Source organism: Gordonia sp. VNK21 (assembly GCF_046098115.1).
Taxonomy (GTDB): Bacteria; Actinomycetota; Actinomycetes; order Mycobacteriales; family Mycobacteriaceae; genus Gordonia.
Window position 1 is genome coordinate 17,308 of record NZ_JBJURU010000016.1, and the last position, 17,872, is coordinate 35,179.

The following is a 17,872-nucleotide window of genomic DNA, read 5'->3' on the forward strand; positions in this document are numbered from 1 at the left end:
TGGGGTATTTCACGATGAGCACGATTCTGGTCGGTGTGGCCGGTTCCGCCGAATCCATCAACGCCGTGCGCTGGGCCGCCGGCGCCGCCGCGACCGAAGGCGCCGCCCTGAAGATCGTCTCCGCGTACACCACCACGACGAGCGACTACGCGCCCGGCCTGGTGATCCCGCAGGACGTCATCGACGCCATCCGCGGCGAGGTGAGCAAGTACGTGCAGAGCGCCGCCGAGGTGGCCCGCGAAGTGGATGCGGACATCGAGATCAGCGGTTCGATCGTCGAGGGCGACGCCGCCCGCGTGATGATCGAGTTCGGCGAGCAGGCCGAGATGACCGTGCTCGGCAGCCGCGGCCTGGGCGGCTTCAAGGGCCTGTTCCTGGGCTCGGTGTCCACCAGCGTCGCCGCCCACTCCAAGGGCCGCGTGGCGATCATCCCGCCGGAGGCCAAGCTGACCGAGGGCCCCGTGGTGGTGGGTGTGGACGACTCCAAGGTGAGCGACCCGGCCGTCGCCGAGGCCTACCGCCAGGCGGATCTGCGCAATGTGGAACTGGTAGCCGTGCACACCTGGACCCCGCTCGACGCCGACGCCCTGCACGGCTACGGCCTCACCTCCGACGAGATCGAGGAGATGTCGCAGCAGGCCGTCGAGGCGGTCGCCGAGCGGATGGCCGGCTACGGCGAGGACTACCCGGACGTGAAGGTCAAGCGTGTGGTGCTGCCGGAGGAGCCGGGCAAGGCCATCCTGGAGACCGCCGGCGACACCGCGTCGCTGATCGTGATGGGTTCGCGCGGCCGCGGCGGCTTCACCGGTCTGCTGCTGGGCTCGCGCAGCCAGAAGGTGCTGCACCACGCCAAGGTGCCGGTCATGATCGTGCGCGCCTGATCCCTGTTCTGTTCTCCTCGGAGGCGCCGCCACCGCAGCCGCGGTTGTGCGGCGCCTTCGGTGCGTCGCGGCCCGGTCCGCACCATGAGTCCTCCGCCCGCACCGTCTGTCCCGTGAGTCCCCGTTTCAGGAACCGATGAACACTCTCCCCCGCGGTCTCTGGGTGCTGCTGTCGGCCAATGTGGTCATCGCACTCGGCTACGGCCTCGTCGCGCCGGCGCTGCCGCTGTTCGCCGACACCTTCGGGGTGTCGACGACGGCGGTCTCGGCGGTGGTGTCGGCGTTCGCCGTCATGCGCCTGCTGTTCGCCCCCACCACCGGCCGGCTGGTCACCCGCCTCGGCGAACGCAAGATCTACCTCTCCGGTCTGCTGATCGTGGCGGCGTCGACGCTGGCCTGCGCCTTCGCGGGCAGCTACTGGCAGCTGCTGGTGTTCCGCGCCGCCGGCGGCGTCGGGTCGACGATGTTCACCATCTCGGCGATGGCGCTGCTGATCCGGATGGCGCCGCCCGCGCTGCGCGGCCGGGCGTCCGGATACTTCTCGGCCGGCTTCCTGGTGGGCAATCTGACCGGTCCGCTGATCGGCGCGGCCCTGGTCGGCGCCGGGCTGGCCCTGCCGTTCGTGGTCTATGCGATCGCGCTGGTGATCGCCACGATCGTCGTCGCCGTCATGATGCCGGCGGCACCGCCGCCCGCCGAGGTGCCCGCCCCGGGGATTCCCGATGAGTCCGAGCCGCTGGCCATCTCGTTCCGGGAAGCCCTGCGCGACAACGCCTACCGGGCCGTGCTCGCCTCGAACTTCGCGCAGGGCTGGGCGTCGATGGGTGTGCGGATCGCGCTGGTGCCGCTGTTCGTGACGCAGGCGCTGGACCAGAGCGACGCCTGGGCGGGGATCGTGCTCGCCGCCTACGCGGCCGGGAACATGATCGCCATTCTCACCGCCGGCCGGCTCTCGGACCGGTACGGCCGGCGCCCGGTGCTGCTGCCCGGCCTGACGGTAGCCGCGCTCGGCACCCTGCTGCTCGGCTTCTCCCCCAATATCTGGGTGGCGCTGGTGCTCACCGCTGTCGCCGGTCTCGGTTCGGGACTGTTCGCGCCCACCCACCAGGCGGCCCTGGGCGACGTCCTGGGCATCCGCCAGCGCGGCGGGTCGGCGCTGGCCGGCTACGGCATGGCCTCCGATCTGGGCGCGGTGATCGGTCCGCTCGCCGCCGGCGCAGTGGCCACCGCCTGGGGTTTCGAGGCGGCGTTCGTGCTGACCGGGGCGGTGCTGGTCGTCGCCCTGGTGATGTGGGTGATGGCCCGCGAAACCCTGCCCGGCACCGAACCCGCACCCCTCGCATCCTGACCGCCCGGCTTCCGGTGCCGGTCAGGCGGTGATGCTGATCTCCTCGGCGTCGAGTTTGGCCAGCTCCGCCGTGAGCGCCTCGGAACTGTAGGCGCCGCGGTCGCGCAACTCGAGGAGCTTCTTGCGCTGTTCGACGAGCATCTTGCCGCGCACCCGGCGCATCTCCCGGGACATGGCGATCCCGCGGTCGAGGGCGTCCTCGGGCGTGGTGCCGTCCTCCTCCTCGCTGTCGCGTGACTCCAGGTCGCGGATCAGCTGCACCTGGCCGGCCAGCTGCTGGTTATGGCCCACCACGTCGGGGTCGTGCAGCACCTGCTGGGCCACCTGCAGCATCTCGTAGCGCAGCTCGGCGCGTTCCTGACGCACCTGGGCGCTCTGGTCGGGCAGCTTCAGCGAGCGGACGAAGGCCGCGATGGTGCCGCTCTGCACGGTCAGCGAGATGACGGCGACGAAGAACGCGACCAGGATGAGCAGCGAGCGGTACGGGGTGTCGGCGGGCAGCGTCTGGGCCGCGGCCAGGGTCACCACCCCGCGCATGCCGCCCCACACCACCACCAGCGACTCCTTGGGCCCGAGCGCTTCGTCCCGGTAGTAGTCGATGTCGGCGAGGCGTTTGTCGATGATGCGCCGGTAGCGCCGGGCCGCGGTGTCGGGCGCCCCGGGTTTGCCGTCGAGGGACTCCCTGACCGCGGACAGATGCGATTCGCGGGAGATCAGGCGTTGCGCCCGCCGGTCCACCACCCACATCAGCGGCACCATGAACAGCAACCGCAGCACGACGATCATCGCGAACGCCGCGATCGCCGGCCAGAGCGCGTGCACCCAGCTCTCGTGCGCCTCATGCACGTCGGCGAGCAGCGCTTTCAGTTCCAGGCCCATGATCAGGAAGACGGCGCCTTCGAGAACCACTTCGACCATCCGCCAGTTCTGCATGTCGGACTGCCGGACGGCCGCGGTCAGCCGGCGCACGGACGACTGACCGGAGACCAGTCCGGCGGCGACCGCGGCCACCAGTCCGGAGGACTCGATGAGTTCGGCCGGGATGTAGGCGATGTAGGGCGCGGTGAACGAGACCGCGGTGGCCACCGCGGGATTGCTGAGCCGTCCGCGGATCCGTGTGTGCAGCCAGCCGATGACGGCGCCGACGGCGATAGCGGCGACCAGCGACCAGACGAAGGAGACGGCGACGCCGCCGAAGGAGACGCTGGCCGCGCTGGCGGCGATGGCCGCGCGCAGCACCACCAGCGAGCTGGCGTCGTTGAACAGGCTCTCACCGGACAGCAGCGTGGTGATGCGTGCGGGCGCCCCCACCCGTTTGATGGTGCCGGTGGCCACCGCGTCGGTGGGACTGAGAATGGCGCCGAGCGCCACCCCCGTCGCATAGTCGGCCTCGGGCAGGATCGCCGAGAAGAACGCGCCGAGCACCAGCGCCGAGATGATCACCAGCACGATCGACAGCAGCCCGATGCTCTGCACGTCGCGCCGGAAGTCCATCACCGGCATGGCGACCGCCGCCGCGTACAGCAGCGGCGGCAGCACGCCCATCAGGATGATCTCCGGGTCCACCTCGATCTCCGGCACCCGCGGGATGAAGCTGACGATCACGCCGACGGCGACCAGCAGCAGCGGGGCGGCGAGCCGTATTCGGGGCGCCAGGGTGTTGGCGGCGGCGATGGCCAGCACACAGCCGACCACCACGACGACGAACTCCATCGAGGTTTCCACGGGGTCGATTCTGTCGCACCCGGGGCAGTCGTGTTCACCGAGTACCTCAGCGGCGGCACTCACCTGGGGTTTTCCACCCCGACACCACCGAATGTAACATTGACCATTGACCATTGACAATGTTTGCCGATGGTGTCAGCGTTGATGTATGACCTCGACACAGCCCCGGCCGGCCGCCTACGAGCCGCCCGCCGACAAGAGCGACAGCAGCGTCGACTACCAGCAGGTCCTCGACGATCTCTCATCCGCTTCTGTACACCGCAACTTCGACCCGTACATCGACATCGCCTGGGACAGCCCGGAATTGGCGATCGTCCCCGACGATCCACGCTGGATCCTCTCGTACGACGTGGATCCGATCGGCAAGCACCCCTGGTATCAGAGCCTGCCGCAGGACAAGCAGATCGCCATCGGCATGTGGCGTCAGGCCAACGTGGCCAAGGTGGGTCTGCAGTTCGAGTCGATCCTCATCCGCGGCCTGATGCAGTACGCGTTCGCCCTCGACAACGGTGACAAGCGGTTCCGCTACACCACCCACGAGTCGAAGGAGGAGTGCAACCACACCCTGATGTTCCAGGAGCTGGTGAACCGCATCGGCATGCGCACCCCCGGCGCCCGCAAGAGCCTGCGCCGCATCTCTCCGCTGGTGCCGCTGTTCTCCACCATCTTCCCGACGGTGTTCTTCTTCGGTGTGCTCGGCGGCGAGGAGCCGATCGACCACGTGCAGAAGGACTTCCTGCGCACCTCGGACGACCTGCATCCGGCGATGGCGGCGGTGATGCAGCTGCATGTGGCCGAGGAGGCCCGGCACATCTCGTTCGCGCACAATCACCTGCGTCAGACGGTTCCGGAGAAGAACGCTCTGACCCGGTTGGTGCTGTCGATCGCCATGCCGATCACCATGCGGGTGCTGTGTAGCGCGATCATGGTCCCGCCCAAGGAGTTCCGCGAGGAGTTCGACGTCCCGCGCGAGGTGATGAGGGAGATCTTCTGGAGTTCACCTCAGTCCAAGAAGCTGCTGCGCAATGTCTTCGGCGATGTCCGGATGCTGGCCGACCAGTGCGGTCTGATGAATCCGGTCTCCGCTCAGGTGTGGCGGATCCTGGGCATCTCCGGACGGCCCTCCCGGTACCGCAGCGAACCCACGTATCAGGCCGACTGACCCCCTCACATGCCTCACGTCATCACCCAGGCCTGCTGCGGTGACGCATCCTGCGTCTACGCCTGCCCGGTCAACTGCATCCATCCCACACCCGACGAACCCGACTTCGGTACCGCCGAGATGCTCTACGTGGATCCGTCGACCTGTGTGGACTGCGGCGCCTGCGTCAGCGCCTGCCCGGTCGGCGCGATCAAGCCCGGTCACCGCCTGCCGGAGACCCAGGAACGCTTCGCGCAGATCAACGCCGACCACTACGGCGAGCCGGTGGACGCGGTCCGGTTCCCGGTGAATCAGCGCTGGCGGCTGCCGATGGCGCCGGTCGACAAACCGGCCGCGCTGCGCCGGTCACCCGATCCGCTGGAGATCGCGATCGTCGGCTCCGGCCCGGCCGCCATGTACGCCGCCGACGAGCTGCTCAAGCACCGGCAGGCCCGGGTCACCGTCTACGAGCGGCTGTCCCAGCCGTACGGGCTGGCGCGGTTCGGGGTGGCCCCGGACCATCTGGCCACCCGGCAGGTGATGGATCTGTTCGACCGGATCGCCCGGCACCCGCGACTGGAGATCCTGCTCGGCGTCCAGGTGGGCCGGGACGTGACCCTCGACCAGCTGCGCGCCGGGCACCACGCGGTGCTGTGGGCCGGTGGCGCCCCCACGGACCGTCCGCTGGCGCTCGACGGCATGGGCCTACCCGGCACCCAGAGCGCCACCTCGGTGGTCGGCTGGTACAACGGCCATCCCGACTTCGCTTCGGCCGGACCGGATCTGAGCACCGAGCGGGTGGTGGTGATCGGCAACGGGAATGTGGCGCTCGACGTCGCCCGTATCCTCACCGCCGATCCGGAGCGCCTCGCGGTGACCAGCGTCGACCTGACCGCGCTGGCGGCGCTACGGGCCTCGTCGGTCCGCGAGGTGGTGGTGGCCGCGCGCCGCGGCCCCGAGCACGCCGCGTTCACCCTGCCCGAGCTGGTCGGCCTGGCCGACGGCACCGCCCGGGTGTGGGTGGACCCGGAGGAGCTGGCCGCCGTGGATCCTCCCGCGGTGGGCGGCGCCACGGTGTCGACGGCGTCCGAGAAGATCGCGCTGCTGTACGAGATCTCGCGCCGCGAACGGCCGACGGAGCCGCATATCCGGCTCACCTTCGGGCTCACCCCGGAGGCGGTGCTCGGCACCTCCCGGGCCACCGGTCTGCGGTTGCGCCGCGACGACGGCAGCACCGTGCAGCTCGATGCGGGGCTGGTGCTCAGCGCCATCGGCTACCACGGAGTACCGGTCCCCGGGCTGCCCTTCGACGAGGCCTCCGGGACGGTCAGCAACGACGGCGGCCGGGTGCTGGCCGGCGACGGCGCACCGCTGCCCGGGATGTACGTGACCGGCTGGGCCAAACGCGGCCCCACCGGGTTCATCGGCACCAACAAGACCGATTCGCAGGAGACGGTCGAGGCGCTGCTCGCCGACGCCCAGTCGGGGCTGCTGGACACCCCGACCCGCGCGGTCTTCGCGGGCTGAACCGCCGCTGACGTCAACCGCCCGCCGGGACTCTGTGGAGAACCGGCGGGCGGCGGCGTGTCTGTGGACGGCCGGGATGCGGCAGCACGCGTCCGCCGGGTGCACTGGGTTCATCCGATCCGGCGACGGGAGCACCCATGAACGAGTTCCGCATCAGCCAGGACGCCCTCGCAGGCATCGTCGCCGTCTGGCGGCAGGCCGGTGAGCGGCTCGGGGCCCTCGGCTATCCCCCGGCCCCGGATCCGGCGGGCAGCGCCGTCATGGGCGCCCTGAACGACTGCGCCGTCTCCGCCGCAGCGATCAGCGCCGCCCTGGCCGGCGACGTGCAGAGCTTGGCCGAGGCGCTCGCCCGGTTCACCGCGCTGACCGTCGACGCCGACCGGGCCGTCGCGGCGGAGATCGCGGCGGGAGGTCTGCGGTGACCGGGATCGCGGCGGTGCGGTCCTGGCCGCTGGAGCTGGTGGCGCCGGCGGCCGCGGCCCTCGAGGCCGGTGCCGACGGCATCGTCGCCGCCCAGCAGCAGCTGGCGGGCGCCCTGGTGGGGAACGACGGCTGGCGCGGGGCCGCCCACGATGCGGCCGAGCGGCGCGTGCAGCGGCAGAACGCGCTCGGACTGCGCACCGCCCGCACCCTCACCGAGGCGGCCGGGGTGGGCATGCAGGCGGCCGGCGGGTTGCTCGCCGCCCGGTCGGCCCTGCTGCAGGCGGTGGCCGCCGCGCAGACCGAGGGCTTCGTCCTCGACGACGACGGCACCGCGCGCCATCCCGATCCGCGACGCCGGGCCGATGCCGGCTATCTGTCGGACCGGATCGGCGGTCTGCTCGAACGGCTGCTGGCCGCCGACGCCGAGTTCGGCGGCCGGCTGCGGGCCCTGGCCGGGCTGCTCGCCCGCCGCGGTGACCGGCTACCGGCCCCGGCAGGCTTCGCCGACCCGCACGCGCGGCTCTCCCCCGGCGCAGCCGCCGCCCTGCTGGCTGCATTGCCGCCGGATCGGGTCCGGGACTACTGGGATGCGCTCTCGCGCACCGAAGCCGAGCAGCTGATCGCCGCGCGGCCCGAGCTGATCGGCGCCCTGGACGGGGTGCCGTTCGACCAGCGCGCCGCCGCCAACCGGCGCCTGATCCGCACCGCCCTGGACGCCCGGCTGGCGGACGGGGAGGGTGAGAGCCCGCGCGTGCGCGCACTGCGATCGATGCTGGCGCCGGCGCCCGGCCCGGACGGGACGCTGCGGCCGCGCCAGTTCGTCGTCTTCTCCGACGAGGGGAACGGCCGCTATGTGGAACAGATCGGTGAGCTGACGCCCGAGGCCGCCGGGGTGGGCGTCTTCGTCCCCGGCACCGGCAGCCGACTCGACACCGTCGACCGGGAGCGGGGACGGGCCGTGACGCTGGCCCGCGACAGCGGGGCCACAGTCTTCGTCTACGCCGACGGCGAGCTGCCGCAGGAGATCGTGAACGGTGGTGCGTCCGCGGCGCTCCGGCTGCCCGTCTTCGGCTATCTGGCCGCCGATCAGGCGCTCTCGGGCAGCGCGGCCGATCCGCGTCCGGCCGCGGAGATGGCCGGAAAGCTGGTGGCCTTCGGGGCCGCGCTCGACGTCGAGGCCGACGGGGCGGCACCGCAGGCGCCGGTCACCTACATCGGGCATTCGTACGGCGGTTCGGTGGTCGGCACCGCCGAGCAGCTCGGGCTGCGGGCCGACAACGTCGTCTACGCCTCCTCCGCCGGCACCGGGGTGCTCGACGGGCCGTGGCACAACCCGAATCCGGAGGTGCACCGGTATTCGCTGACCGCGCCGGAGGATCCGATCCAGTGGGTGCAGCGGTACGGCGGCGCGGTGCACGGCGGCGATCCCGACCAGGCACCGGGAGTGCTCCGGCTCGACACCGGGTTGTACGCGGACCGTCCGGACGGGAGTCCCGGCGAGATCGTGGCCGGGACCGCCGGGCACTCCCGGTATCTGGACGATCCCGGTTCGACGGCCTTCGCCAACCTCAGCGCGGTCCTGTCCGGCCGGCCGGTGACGCCGTACGTGCGGCGGCTGCCCGATCTGGGCGATCCCGAGCTGGCGCGGGCGTTGATCGAGGCCGAACTGCCGTACCTCCGGGACGGTTTCACCGGCGCCTCCCGGCTCGGAGTCGCGGCACTGCACGATCCGGTCGCCGCGATCGGCTGCCTGTTCAGCGCACTGGGCGGTTGACCACCATTTCCGGGGCGATCATCGGAGGTTTCCGGTATTCGTCCGCGAAGGATTCCGGTACGCGGTAAACGGCGCGCGAACAATCAACCTCAAGCTGTACTCGAGATCGGTTCCGAGGGCGTTCTCAGTGACCCGGGAAACAGCAATGGTTACCGGAGAGTGAACCGGATATTTCCTCTGCGCCGAGAACAACCTCCACCCGGAACAACCGCCGTGGTCAGGCATTTCATGCAGATGCACGCATCGATTCAGGTGTCCTGAGACACATCTACCCGACGGTAATAAGCGCGTCACAACGACGAGAAAAAGGCGGGTTTTCGTGTGAATCTTATGGGGCATCAACCGATGCGAACCCTACGAAAGGAAACGCGTATGTTCCCCGCCCTGACCCAGTTCTTCAACGATGTGACCATCTTCGGTGGCGACCTTCTGCACGTCGCCATCACCCTCGGAATCGGAGCGTGACGCACAACTGAATTAACCACAGTCGGAGGAGACTCGCGCCGCTTACCCGTCAGGGCAAGCGGCGCGAGTGTTTTCGTCTTCCAGTGTTGTCGTCTCCCGCGGAAGGTGTGCGGGAACCCTGCCCGGGCTAGGACCGACCCCAGCCGGGCAGTCCGTTCGCCCAGGCGCGGGCCTCATTGACCCGCGCGGTGCTCAGGCCGTGCTGCTCGGGGTACTCGCGGTACTCGAGCTTGGCCCCGTTGGCGCGCAGTTCGTCGGCGAACCGGACGGTCAGCGGCTGGAAGGCCACCGTGTCGGCGGTGCCCTGCTGGAGCAGGATCGGGGCGGTGTAGCCCTTCACCGGGATCCGCGAGTAGTCGCGCAGAGCCGCCATCAGCGAGCCTTCCCGCAGCGGCCGCGACACCAGCTCGCCCACCGGAACCCCCTTGGTGGCCTGGCCCATCTCCCGGTAGCAGAGCGTCTCGGCCTTCTTCACCAGCGACCGGCCGCGGGCGTTGAGGTACGAGTCCACCGGCACGTCCGGGCGGGCCTGCTTGAGACCGGCCAGCACGTAGGTGAAGTAGGTGGTCAGATCGGGTGCGGCCACCGGCGGGAAGCCGGGCTCGATGGTGGCGAAGTAGTCGTCGAGGTACACCGGCACCGAGTGCGCCACGGTGCCCACGTCGGTCAGTTCGGGCGCGTAGTCCTCGGCGAGGTTCGACGTCCACAGCGCGGTGTGGCCGCCCTGCGAGCCGCCGAAGCTGAGGAATTTCTCGGAGATCGGGGCGCCGGCGTATTGCGCGACGACGGTCCGGGTGGCCCGGATCATGTCCAGGGTGTTCTTGGCGGCGGTGGGACCGTGCAGATAGGCGTGCACCCCCGGGCCGTCGATCCCGGCGTAATCGGAGGCGGCGATCACGTAGCCGTCGTCGAGCCACTTGCCCAGCCAGGGATCGCGTTTGCCGCCCTCGCCGAGCACGGTGCTCAGCCCGCAGGTGTCGCCGAGTCCGACGGTCGAGTGGTTCCAGGCGAGGATCCGGTAGCCGCCGGCGCGGGCGGCGCGCTTGGGCACCGAGACGCTGCCGTGCACCGGCACCAGCTCTCCGTGCACGTCCTCGGACAGGTACACCACCTCGAAGACCTTGGCGGCCTGCCCCATCCGGGCATCCTTCTGGTCGGTGATGTCCTTCACGCTGACCAGCGAGCCGCGCGCTCCGGCCGGAGCGGCCGGAGCCGCGGCCGGCGACAACGCCACTAGTCCCACACCAGTCACCAGCGCCGTCATCACGATCAGCAACCGTCTCAGCACCACAGTCTCCTGCCAGTTCTTTCTCGTCCGCACTGACGGGCGCGTCACGGGTGCACATCCCCGGTCGCCGACCCGAGAGCAGCCTAACATGAGACTTAGTGCACCCTAACTTGCGTCCACGCCGCGGGCGAGACCGTGCCGCCGGTAGTCGGCCGCCGCCTCGGCCCGGCCGCCGTCGACCCGCACCACCGACAGCCCGCTGTCGTAGGCGCCCACGTCCAGCCCGGTGTGCCCCCACGACCTGAGCAGTGCGGCGATGCTTCGCAGGTCGTCTCGACTGCCGCCGTCGTCGACCTTCTCCAGGTAGACCGCCCGCCGGTTGGTGGCCCCGAAGCCCGGCATCTGAACGGCCTGCAGCGGGCTGTATCCCCAATCGATCATCGCCACAAGGGCTTTGACCACGTACGACGGGATCTTGCGGCCGCCGGGCGAGCCCAGCGCGAGCAGCGGCGGGCCGTCGGCCCCGTCGAAGACCATCACCGGCGACATCATCGTGCGCGGGCGCACACCCGGCACCCGCGCATTGATGCCGTCCGGCCCGGCCGCGGCGGTGAAGTTGTCCAGCGAGTTGTTGAGGTAGAAGCCGTCCACCTTCACCCCGCTGCCGAAGCTGCGCTGCAGCGTGGTGGTCAGTGTGGCGATGCTGCCGGCCGAGTCGCGCACGGTGATCTGCGAGGTGCCCTGGTCGGTGCTGTCGGCGTAGCGGGCGGCACGACGGTCCAGACGGCTCGGCTGCGGATCGTCGAGGGTGTGACGCTGGCGGATGCGCCCGGCCTGCGCGGCCAGCCCCGGCCGGTCGGTGACGATCCGGTCCAGGTAGTCCCGCGCGAGGTCTGGATCGGCTTGCGGATCGTCCATCCAGGTGTTGCCGTCGGTGAAGGCCAGGCGCTGCGCTTCGGTGATCAGGTGCACGGCGGTGGCCCGCGCCACCGGCCGCCCCGGGCCCGCGTTGACCCGCGGGTTCAGCCGCGCCAGATCGAGCGTGTCCAGGATTCCCAGGGTCTGGGCGACGATCATGAAACCCGTTGCCGTCGAGGGTGATCCGCACACCCGATGGTCCTGGTACGGGATGCACAGCGGCTCACCGGCCGCGACCAGCGTTCCGTGTTCGTGCTGCCAGTCCTGGACCAGGGCCTGCACCTGCGGCTGCTCGTCCAGCCCGCCGAGCCGCCCGAGCCGTTCGGCCAGTCCGGTCAGCGGCCGGCCCGCCGGAAGCCGGTCCAGATAGTCCGCGTACTCGGGATTGGTCAGCACCGCACCGGCTTGCGGCAGCGCCGCCGGGTCGAAGATCTCGCTGCGGGCGGCCATCGCCGACGACAACCGGGCGCTGACGGTGAACCCGGAGGCGGCCAGCCGCCGCGCAGGGGCCACCAGTTGCGCGAGCGGCATGGTGCCGAAACGTCCACCGAGCGTGGCCATCAGCCGATCGGTCTGCGGCACCCCCACCGACGAGAGCGCCGAGCGGGGCGCCGCTCCCCGATCGCCGGCCGGGGCGTGCACCGTGCCGTCGTAGGCCTCGAAGGTGCCGCTGGGGCCGTCGTAGTACAGCGCCAGGCCGCCACCGCCGGGGCCGGAGTACTGCGGTTCGGTGAGGCCGAGCACGTACTGCGCCGCCACCAGCGCGTCGGCGGCGGTGCCGCCGGCCGCGAGGATCCGGCAGGCTGCGGCACTGGCCTGGGGGTCGGGGGTGACCACCAGGTTGCGCTTGGGCCCGCCGGCGGTGGCCAGCAGTGCCGCGTCGGCGCCCGGATCGTCGGCCACCGGTGCCGCGTCGTAACCGCTGGGGTAGTCGCACTGTCCCGGATCGGCCGCCACCGGTAGTGGCCGCGGGTGCGGCCCGGAGGCCGCCGGGGCGCCGCAGCCAGCGAGCAGTGCGGCCACCACCGACAGCAGGGCGAGCGGTGCGCCCGGCCTCACGTGAAGCCCAGCAGCGGCACCGCGACCACCGCACAGCCCGCCAGTGCCAGCCCCATTCCGCCGCCGGTGCGCCGCAGTCCGTACTGCAGCAGGTCGTTGGCCATGATCGCCGGCAGGATCGCGAAGACCAGCCCGGCCGGGCCGCCCAGCCGGATGTCGGTGAACGCGTAGAGCAGCAGTTCCTGACCGGTCACCAGGAACAGTGAGAGCAGGCACAAGATGATGAAGCGGTCCTTGCCGAACAGCGGCACCGCACGGCTGAACGGTACGTAGACCGCCAGGGTGATCGCGGTCGCGACTGCGATCACCGCCAGGTACCAGGGGTCGGTGAAGGCCGCGACCAGCAGCAGGCCGGCGGTGACGTAGCCGCCGGTGCGCAGCGTCCACGATCCGGACGTGGTCTCCTGCACCACCACCGCAAGCAGTACCGAGACGGCGCTGACCGCGAAGAGCACCTCCACGCCCGGGCCGTCGGCCGGATACTGGAGGTCCATCGGCGCCACCGTGGTGCTGAGCAGTGCCAGCAGGAAGCCGGCGAGTCCGGCCAGCGGCACCATCACCGCCAGCGGGATCAGCGTGCGTGCCACACCCTGCTTGGTCAGCGAGTTGCACAGCATGCCCGGCACGATCACCCCGACCAGGGTGACCGCGTCGCCGGTCTGCTCCATACCCAGCACCCAGTGGGCGACGGCGAGCCACGCTGCGCCGCAGGCGATGCCGACGGCCAGGCCGATCCCGAAGACCTGCCGCGGGCGGGGCAGGAAGGCCTTGAGGATCACGTAGCGGATCAGCGCGTAGCCCACCAGCGAGATCAGCACGGTGACCACCGCGTTGACGGGCTGGTAGAGGCTGGCGGCCAGATAGCCGACGGCCAGTGTGCCGCCCACCGAGATCTGCCGCTGCCGAAAGTACAGGTAGCCGAGCAGCACGCCCACCAGGAAGGCCAGGTAGGTGTATTCGACGATGAACGGATAGTCGCCCAGGCTGGGACCGATCATGAGGCGACCACCTGACGCTCGGACCGCAGCTCCACCGGTTCGGCGATCAGCACGGTGGCTCCGTAGAGGCGACGGGTGCGCGCGGTCAGGGTGACCGGTTCCTCCACCAGCGGTGGGCGGCCGGTGACGACGATCGATCCCAGGGGTGCGGTTCCGGCGTCCTCCGACGTCGCCGGAACCAGCGGCTGAGTGTACGGCGCCGTGGCCGGTGCGGCGGTGGTCGGTGCGGTGGTGGCCGACGAGCCGTCGAGCACCGCGCTGACGTAGCGTTCCATCGCCCGTACCTGCGGGGTGTGGATGTTCACCATCCCGAGCAGCGCTACCTCGTCGCCGGCGGCGAAGCCCTCGCGGGCGCGGGCCAGCAGCGCCCGGCCGTCGTCCTGGTCGACGTCGTCGGTGGTGACGATCGTGGAGGCCGGTAGGCCGCGCGCGATCAGCTTGCGGCGCACCGCTTCCTGGATGTCGCCGTAGAGCACGACCCGGTCGATGCGGTCGGCGAGCTCGGTGGACACCAGGTCGATGAACATCGCGGCTCGGTCGGTGCGATCGGCGCGGTTGTTCAGTGCGATCACCGTGCGGCTGCCCGACGGCAGGTTCTCCGTGACCACCGTGTCGAAGACCTGCAGGGTGGACTGCCAGTCGTTGATGGCGAACATCGGCACCCAGTGCAGGTCGGCGCCGGTCCCGTCGGACACGGTGGCGATCCGGGTGGTGCCGGGGTCCGGGTGCGCGCCGAGCATGCCGCGCACGGCCACCTGCTGATCGATGTTCAGCAGCCGGGCCACCTCGAGCACCACCGCGACGTTCTCCTCGAACTGCCGGTAGTCGAAGCGCTCGAGCAGCTCGCGAGAGTCGATGCTCGCCTCGGCGACGATCAGCCGCGAGCCGCGGGCCTCGCAGTGGGTGCGGATGATCTCCACCAGCGCCGGATCGCGCTCGGAGGTCACCACCGTCCCGTTCTCGGGCACCGTGTTGCACAGGGAGGCGGCGATCTCCTCGAGGGTCTCGCCGAGTTCGTCCTGGTGGTCGAGGCGCACGTTGGTGATGACGCCGATCGGTGAGCGGAGGATCTGGTCCTGGCAGATCTTCTGCAGCTTGGGCTTGACCGCCATGCATTCGACGACCAGGGCGGTCACGTCGTCGTCGATCCAGTCCCGCACAAAGCGGTACTGCTCGTTGATGTTGGCCGGCCCGGTGCGCCGGATGGGGTGTTCGCCGCCGTCGGTGTCGATGACGCAGGCGTAGGTGCCGGTGGTCTTGGCGATGGTGTGTACGCCGGCTTCGCGGAGTACGCCGCCGATCATGCGGGTGACGGTGGATTTGCCGCGGATTCCGTTGACGTGGATGTTGACGTCGAGTCCGGCGGTGCGGGCACGATGTGCGGTTTCGCGCCGGCTGAAGGCGCCCATGCCGATGAGGGCGGAAGCGCCGGCCAGCGCCGTGAAGGCGAGCATGTGGGAGATCTCCTCATGAGAAGGTTCGGCGACCGTGGGTACGCCGAGGAAGGACTGGTCACAGTGCGGCGTCGAAGCCGGACCGGGTCAGCCGGAGGAGGAGTCGGAGTCCGCGGGACCGAAGTCCTCTGGACAACGATCATGCTGCCCGATCTGCGAACAATGCGCAAGCGCTGAAATCGCTACGCGCACAATGTGCACCGTGACCTTGGCCACGTCGACGCAAGGCTCCTCACGGCGCCCGGGCGCACAGGTGCGCGATGGTCGACGACGGTCCTCGTCACGCCGAGCGCCAGGCCTGTGACGGTGGCCCGCGATAGCCTGAGCCCATGGTGGTGAAGGTTTCGAGGGACGACGTCGCCGCCTTCCGTCTGCACGCCCATCACCTCACGGATCGGCTGGGCCAGAAGGCGATTGTGGGCGCGGCCGCTGTGTGCGGTATCCAGAACAGCCCGCCGGGGTCCGCACTCCTCGCCCTGCATGCGCGGGTCCGCGACGTCAGCGCCGACCGGCTGGACCATGCGGTCGCCACGGACAAGAGCCTGCTCCAGACCTGGTGCATGCGCGGCGCGCCCTTCTACATTCCCACCGCTGATGCGCCCGTGTTCACCACCGGCGTTCTCCCGCCGACGGAAGAGGCGATGCGCCGGTTCATTTTCGGGGCAGGACCGTCGGTGGACAAGCTCGGCTTGAGCCTCACCGAGACCGTGGAGCTGGTCGGCTCCGAGATCGGCGATGTACTCGCCGGCCGACAGTTGGCGATCGACGCCCTCGGCAGGGAGCTCGCCGAACGGATCACGCCGCACCTGTCCGCCTCCCAACGCGACATCTGGAAGCAGGAAGGCCCCCACGCCGCCCCAGCCACTCGGTGAGGCGATCGTGCACTTCTGTATTCGCATCCTGACCTTGCAGGGCGTCGTCTGCTTCGCGCCACGCGACGGCAACAAGGCACCGTTCGTCCTGGTCGACGAGTGGCTGGGGCACCGCTTACCCGACGCCGACCCGAAAGTTGCGCGAGCCGACTGCTTCGCCGCTACCTGCACAGTTATGGGCCTTCCACCCGAGCCGACTTCGCCGCCTGGCTCGGGGTGCGCGCCGGCGACGCCGACCCGTGGTGGCGCCTGCTCGATGACGAGATGACTCAGGTCGAGTTCGGCCGTACGACGTGGCTCCTCACCGACGACCTCGACGCCCTCCGCTCGCCGCCGGCACCCGTGGGCGTGCGTCTGCTCCCACCTCGCGATCCCTACACGCAGCTGCGTGACCGCACCACCATCGTGGACGAGAAGCACCACCGCGAGGTGTGGAGAACCGTGGGCGACCCCGGAACCGTTCTCGCCGACGGCGACATCATCGGCACCTGGCGCGCCCGCAAGAAGGGCCGAAAGCTCTCCGTGAACATCACGACGTTCGACGCGCTGCCGGCCCGGCACCGGACATCGCTCGAAACCGAGGCCGCGCAGGTCGCGCCACTCCGTGGCGCATCCGCCTCGGAAGTCCAGTTCGACGCATACTGACCACACGCGTGCCGCATCTCAGATGAGACCGCTGCTGCGGCTCATCACCATGGTGGAGCTAAGGGGAATCGAACCCCTGACCTACTCGATGCGAACGAGTCGCGCTACCAACTGCGCCATAGCCCCGTGGGTCACGGTGAGTGACCGTGGACCAGTGTAACAGCGCCCCACCGGAGGGCGGGAATCGCCCGGGTGCGGCGGTAACCTGACATCCGACGGCGCCACGCGGCGGCCCGCGGCACCGCCGGCTCGCCCGCCGACGCTGCCGCCGATCGCCCGCCGCGGCCGACCGAAGGAGGTTCACCATGTTCCGATCCGCCCACGGCTCCGACGCGGAGATCACGCAGCTGCTGGCGCGCACCATCAGCCTGGCCGAGCCGGTGCTGACGACCCTGCGCACCGCCGATCCGTGCGCCGTGAAGCCGCGCACCTTCCCCGTCGTCGACTACTCCGGCCCCGCCGGACTGGCCGCCCGGGTCCTGGACGCGGCCTCCTGGCCGGGCACCGGCAGCTGGGCCGAGGCCAGTATGAACGAGCGGGCCGGCTGGTGGACGCACCGGGTGGGCGCGCTGAACACCCTCGGTGTGGCCGCGCCCGGCTTCGCCGGCGGCTGGGCCAAACTCTCCCCCGCCACCCCCGTGCTGCGGATGGCCGACCAGGCGCTCATCGTGCTCGCCGTCGCCCAGGAGTACGGCGTCACCGAGCGCCGGGACCAGCTGGCACTGCTGGCCGCCGCCCTGTTCGACCGTGATCTGGCCGCCGCCCCGCTGCCCGCCGAAGGCACCACCGCCTGGGCGGAACTGTGGCGCCGGCCGAGCCGGACCGAAGCGGTCAAAGCACTGTGGAACCTGACCATGCTGGTCCGCAGTGACGTTCTCGAACCCCCGGGCCGGCTTCCCGGACTGTTCCGCAAGCTCAGCTGGATCCCCGTGGTCGGGGCACCCGCCACCTACGCGGCCGAACTGATCGGGCTGAGCGCGGCGGTACGCCGCGCCCGCACCTGGATCACCGAGCACCCCGAGGCGATCAGCGCCGACGGGATCGGTACGGACGAGATCAGTGCCGACGAAGTCGGACACCAGAGTTCCCGATAGACCGCACCATCGACCTGAGATGGATGGCTCGGTCTATCGGGAACACTCGTACCGGCATCGCCGGCGGACCAGCGACTTTTGAAGGCCCAACCGCATCGGCGGCCGGGCCGGCGAGGCGGTCAGTCCTCGTCGTCGGCGTCGGCGGCCGCGTTGCGCGCCTTGGCGATCTCCAGCGCATTGCGGGCCGTGGCCTCATCCGGGTACGGCCCCATCCGGTCGAGGGCGTTGGCGGTCTTGCCGCGGGTCACCTCGCCGGTGGAGACCTGGTAGTACCACTCGTCGTTGTTGCTCATGACTTCACTCTACGGCGGCCTGCGCGC

The 17,872-nt window shown here is 70.4% G+C and carries 13 protein-coding genes, 1 tRNA gene and 1 pseudogene; 8 read left to right on the forward strand and 7 right to left on the reverse strand.

The genetic code is table 11. The features are described 5' to 3' along the window. Positions 1-14: 14 nt before the first annotated feature. Both ACJMNC_RS15960 and ACJMNC_RS15965 read left to right on the forward strand, forming a co-directional pair. The gene (locus ACJMNC_RS15960) at positions 15-881 is read left to right on the forward strand and encodes a universal stress protein (protein WP_408948990.1); all 867 of its coding nucleotides are present in this window, start codon (positions 15-17) and stop codon (positions 879-881) included. A 136-nt stretch (positions 882-1,017) separates the two neighbouring features. Then, positions 1,018-2,229, forward strand: a complete 1,212-nt coding sequence (locus ACJMNC_RS15965) for an MFS transporter (protein ID WP_408948950.1) — start codon at positions 1,018-1,020, stop codon at positions 2,227-2,229. A 21-nt stretch (positions 2,230-2,250) separates the two neighbouring features. Here ACJMNC_RS15965 and ACJMNC_RS15970 read toward each other — a convergent pair whose 3' ends face one another. Further along, complete coding sequence (locus tag ACJMNC_RS15970; RefSeq protein ID WP_408948951.1) at positions 2,251-3,954, reverse strand: cation:proton antiporter; 1,704 nt, start codon at positions 3,952-3,954, stop codon at positions 2,251-2,253. Positions 3,955-4,102: 148 nt separating this feature from the next. Between ACJMNC_RS15970 and ACJMNC_RS15975 the strand changes: the two genes are divergently transcribed. The 4 genes from ACJMNC_RS15975 to ACJMNC_RS15990 all read left to right on the forward strand — a co-directional run bounded on the left by ACJMNC_RS15975 (position 4,103) and on the right by ACJMNC_RS15990 (position 8,819). After that, positions 4,103-5,116, forward strand: coding sequence for an AurF N-oxygenase family protein (locus ACJMNC_RS15975; RefSeq protein WP_408948952.1), 1,014 nt, complete (start codon positions 4,103-4,105; stop codon positions 5,114-5,116). A gap of 9 nt (positions 5,117-5,125) precedes the next feature. Next, positions 5,126-6,622 (forward strand): 4Fe-4S binding protein, encoded by a 1,497-nt coding sequence (locus ACJMNC_RS15980; RefSeq protein WP_408948953.1) that lies wholly within the window; start codon positions 5,126-5,128, stop codon positions 6,620-6,622. Positions 6,623-6,759: 137 nt separating this feature from the next. Continuing rightward, complete coding sequence (locus ACJMNC_RS15985; protein ID WP_408948954.1) at positions 6,760-7,044, forward strand: hypothetical protein; 285 nt, start codon at positions 6,760-6,762, stop codon at positions 7,042-7,044. Next, entirely contained in the window at positions 7,041-8,819 is a 1,779-nt protein-coding gene (locus ACJMNC_RS15990) for an alpha/beta hydrolase (protein ID WP_408948955.1), read from the forward strand. The genes ACJMNC_RS15985 and ACJMNC_RS15990 overlap by 4 nt, the downstream gene beginning before the upstream one ends. A 592-nt stretch (positions 8,820-9,411) precedes the next feature. On the opposite strand, the gene ACJMNC_RS15995 is transcribed toward ACJMNC_RS15990, so the two are convergent. The 4 genes from ACJMNC_RS15995 to pgsB form a co-directional block, all read right to left on the reverse strand. Next, positions 9,412-10,572, reverse strand: a complete 1,161-nt coding sequence (locus tag ACJMNC_RS15995) for a lipase family protein (RefSeq protein ID WP_408948956.1) — start codon at positions 10,570-10,572, stop codon at positions 9,412-9,414. Between the two features lie 105 nt (positions 10,573-10,677). After that, positions 10,678-12,489, reverse strand: coding sequence for a gamma-glutamyltransferase (locus ACJMNC_RS16000; protein ID WP_408948957.1), 1,812 nt, complete (start codon positions 12,487-12,489; stop codon positions 10,678-10,680). Then, positions 12,486-13,487, reverse strand: a complete 1,002-nt coding sequence (locus tag ACJMNC_RS16005; RefSeq protein ID WP_408948958.1) for a poly-gamma-glutamate biosynthesis protein PgsC/CapC — start codon at positions 13,485-13,487, stop codon at positions 12,486-12,488. The genes ACJMNC_RS16000 and ACJMNC_RS16005 overlap by 4 nt, the downstream gene beginning before the upstream one ends. Beyond that, positions 13,484-14,941, reverse strand: coding sequence for a poly-gamma-glutamate synthase PgsB (gene pgsB / locus ACJMNC_RS16010; protein ID WP_408948959.1), 1,458 nt, complete (start codon positions 14,939-14,941; stop codon positions 13,484-13,486). The genes ACJMNC_RS16005 and pgsB overlap by 4 nt, the downstream gene beginning before the upstream one ends. 329 nt (positions 14,942-15,270) lie before the next feature. On the opposite strand from pgsB, the pseudogene ACJMNC_RS16015 reads away from it, so the two are divergent. Beyond that, positions 15,271-16,458: pseudogene (locus ACJMNC_RS16015) on the forward strand (winged helix DNA-binding domain-containing protein). Positions 16,459-16,508: 50 nt separating this feature from the next. Here ACJMNC_RS16015 and ACJMNC_RS16020 read toward each other — a convergent pair. Then, positions 16,509-16,584: transfer RNA gene (locus tag ACJMNC_RS16020), tRNA-Ala, on the reverse strand. A gap of 179 nt (positions 16,585-16,763) precedes the next feature. On the opposite strand from ACJMNC_RS16020, the gene ACJMNC_RS16025 reads away from it, so the two are divergent. Continuing rightward, a complete protein-coding gene (locus tag ACJMNC_RS16025) occupies positions 16,764-17,552 on the forward strand; it encodes a hypothetical protein (RefSeq protein ID WP_408948960.1) in 789 nt (262 codons plus the stop codon). Between the two features lie 119 nt (positions 17,553-17,671). Here ACJMNC_RS16025 and ACJMNC_RS16030 read toward each other — a convergent pair whose 3' ends face one another. Beyond that, a complete protein-coding gene (locus ACJMNC_RS16030) occupies positions 17,672-17,845 on the reverse strand; it encodes a hypothetical protein (RefSeq protein ID WP_408948961.1) in 174 nt (57 codons plus the stop codon). Between the last annotated feature and the right edge of the window lie 27 nt (positions 17,846-17,872).